Here is a 3,025-nt window from a genome sequence, read left to right on the forward strand (position 1 = left end):
TATTTTGTCTGAGTGCTAACGATAGTGGCTAACTTGATTGTAAAACGCGGGTAAAAGATAAAGTCTTAAATTACTTGGATAAATACAACAAAGGCAAGTCGAAAGCAGATCAAGTGGTATACACGGATTTAGCAGGGACGGTTTCTGATATGACTGGTGGTTTGATGGATGCCATCACTTACGTCTTAGTAGCCTTTGCTGGAATTTCGTTAGTCACGTCCATGATCATGATCGCGATTATCACCTATACGTCTGTTTTGGAACGCACCAAAGAAATTGGCGTTTTGAAAGCCTTAGGGGCGCGCAAGAAAGATATTACTCGCGTGTTCGATGCTGAAACCTTTATTTTAGGCTTTGGCGCTGGGATCTTTGGGGTGATCGTGGCTTGGGCCTTGACCTTCCCGATCAACTCGGTGTTAGCCGGCGTCACTGGGTTATCTGGTGTGGCAGTGCTCAATCCAGTTCATGCGATCGTCTTAGTGTTGATTTCAACGATTTTGACCATTCTGGGTGGGCACGTACCAGCCCGGATGGCAGCCAAGAAGGATGCTGCAATCGCATTGCGTGCTGAATAATGTCATTAAAAGTGGTTGGCCTTGCAAAAAGGCCAGCCACTTTTTGTTGTCACCACGAAAAATAGCCGTCAATGACGGCAGAATTTGGGTTATGTACCCGGGCGTGCTAGCGGGGAAACCGCCTACCCAGGCTGGTTGTACATTGAAAGCATTCGGGTAAAGTTAACTGTGCCGATCGCGGTGTGCGATCCGGTCTGCATCGATGCGTAGTTGGCACAAGCCTGCAGGTCGACCGACGCCGCAAGACCCCGTTGCCTCGTTCCGGAAAACATTCTGTGCGCGCATTTGGAAACCGGACCGATTTAACTTGGCCCAACTATATCAAGAGCTGCAAGCGATTGCAAGATGAAACATTGCGTTAAAATGTGCAAACACTTAGATGAATCACCCTCGTCATCACAAAAATAATTGTGCCAGCGTGTAAAAAACACCACCAGTCAAGGCCAAGTATTGGCTTTTGACTGGTGGTGTTTGGCATGTTATGCCCAATCGCCATTACGGAAAATGGGAATCTGTTTACCATCTTTTGTAATGCCATCGATATTCATTTCAGCGGATCCCATCATAAAGTCCACATGAGTATCGGCAACGTTTAAACCGTGCGCTTTAAGTTCATCGACACTCATGTCAATGCCACCTTCAATGGAGAAAGGATAGGCAGTGCCTAACGCCATATGATCGGAGGCATTCTCGTCAAACAAGGTGTTGTAGAAGATGATCCCAGACTGGCTGATCGGGCTAGGATCTGGGACTAACGACACTTCGCCAAGTGAACGCGCTCCAGGGATCGCCAGAAGGTGTTGCAACGTTTCATCGCCTTGTTCAGCATGGGCTTTGATCACTTGACCATCTTTAAAGGTGAAATGCATGCCTTCTAAAATCGTGCCAGCATAGGAAAGCGGTTTGGTGGAGGCAACGGTGCCGTCGATGCGACGGTTATCCGGTGCCGTGAAGACTTCTTCAGTTGGCATATTCGCCATGAATTCTTCGCCTTGAGGATTGAAGGACCCTGCGCCTTCCCAAACATGATTTTGAGGTAGACCCACCGTTAAGTCAGTGCCTGGTGCTTGATAATGGAGCGCATCAAATTGCATTTGGTTCAACCACGCAGATTTCGTTGATAGCATCTCATCGTGTTGCTTCCAAGCGGCAGCGGGGTCTGGTTGATCGATGCGCGTCGTTTTAAAAATGGCGGCCCAAAGTTGATCGACAGCAGTATCGACGTCCACATCAGGAAAAACTTTATGCGCCCAAGCAGGGGTAGCCGCGCCTAAAATAGTCCAAGAAATTTGATTGTTAGAAATCGCATTGATCAAGTTGCCATACGCTTTTTGGAAACCATTTTGAAAACCAGCGATGCGCTTGGCATCAATGCCGGCGAGGTTATCCGGATCGCCGCTGGTCACGGTGATGCGCTTGGCGTTGCGATCTAACCAGTAGTTGAACCGTGCTTCAACATCTGGAGATTGGGTGAATAAGCGCTCCTCTGCTTCATGTTGCATGTTGAGGCGGGTGATGGCATCATCTTGCCACCACAGTTGGACTTCTGCGGCGCCACGTTGATAAGCGGCTTCAACGATCAAGGCGGCAAAGTCACGTAATTCAGTACTGATTTGCAAATAAACAGTATCGCCTGGTTTGACTTGGACGCCGGTTTCAACGGCTAAGGTGGCGTATTTTTTTAAACTTTCAGTGAAATTGGGTAATGTCATGGGAGTGTCCTCACTTTTTTCCATTTTCCTCATCATAACATAAACCCCAAATGCGCACCGGAATAACAAGAACACGTGGTCGTCACCAATGAACGTGAAAACTGATTCGGATTTTTTATAACTTGAAAAGGGCGGCTAGATGAGTTTAGTATTTTCTTAATAATAATGATTGCGTTTTCCAGATGCTTTGGTAAAATAACATTAGAACTAAAATGGGGTACTGTTTGAAAGTGGGGGAACCGCATGGCGCGCAAGAAATCAATCACCGATACACAAATTTTAGACATGGCGTATCAAATCGTCATCGAATCTGGCTTCAAGGTCTTTACGGCTCGCAATATTGCCAGACATTTGAACTGTTCCACGCAACCGATCTACTTGGAATTCAACTCAATGGGGGAGTTGAAAAAAGCGGTGATGATGCGGTTGCGTAAAGATTTAAAAAACCAATTAGGGCAACGCTATACCTCTGATCCTTTAGTGGACTTAGGCTTGGCTTTCGCTGATTTCGTGGTGTCTGAGCCATTGTTGTACAACGCCGTTTTTGTGCAAGGGCATTTTGGCGTTGATGAGATCCGCGACTTTTTGGATCAACAAACCGATAGCATGTTGATGGATTATCAACCCGTGGCGGGTTTAAGCGCAGAACAACGTCACGATTTGCTCAACGCGTTGTGGATTGGGGCGTGCGGACAAATTCCTGGACTTCGGGTATGATGTCATTATGTATTCAAATGA

General features: G+C 46.9%; 2 protein-coding genes and 1 pseudogene. 2 read left to right on the forward strand and 1 reads right to left on the reverse strand.

Translation table 11 applies throughout. The annotated features are described in order from the left end of the window. Positions 1 to 53 precede the first annotated feature (53 nt). Positions 54 to 575, forward strand: a pseudogene (locus FD01_RS10785) (ABC transporter permease); the annotation flags it as partial. Between the two features lie 479 nt (positions 576 to 1,054). Here FD01_RS10785 and FD01_RS10790 read toward each other — a convergent pair. Then, entirely contained in the window at positions 1,055 to 2,287 is a 1,233-nt protein-coding gene (locus FD01_RS10790) for an aminopeptidase (protein ID WP_054719905.1), read from the reverse strand. A 243-nt stretch (positions 2,288 to 2,530) separates the two neighbouring features. On the opposite strand from FD01_RS10790, the gene FD01_RS10795 reads away from it, so the two are divergent. Next, the gene (locus tag FD01_RS10795; RefSeq protein ID WP_056964255.1) at positions 2,531 to 3,004 is read left to right on the forward strand and encodes a TetR/AcrR family transcriptional regulator; all 474 of its coding nucleotides are present in this window, start codon (positions 2,531 to 2,533) and stop codon (positions 3,002 to 3,004) included. The last annotated feature ends 21 nt before the right edge of the window (positions 3,005 to 3,025 follow it).

The organism is Lacticaseibacillus manihotivorans DSM 13343 = JCM 12514 (genome assembly GCF_001435035.1).
In the GTDB taxonomy this organism is placed as follows: Bacteria; Bacillota; Bacilli; order Lactobacillales; family Lactobacillaceae; genus Lacticaseibacillus; species Lacticaseibacillus manihotivorans.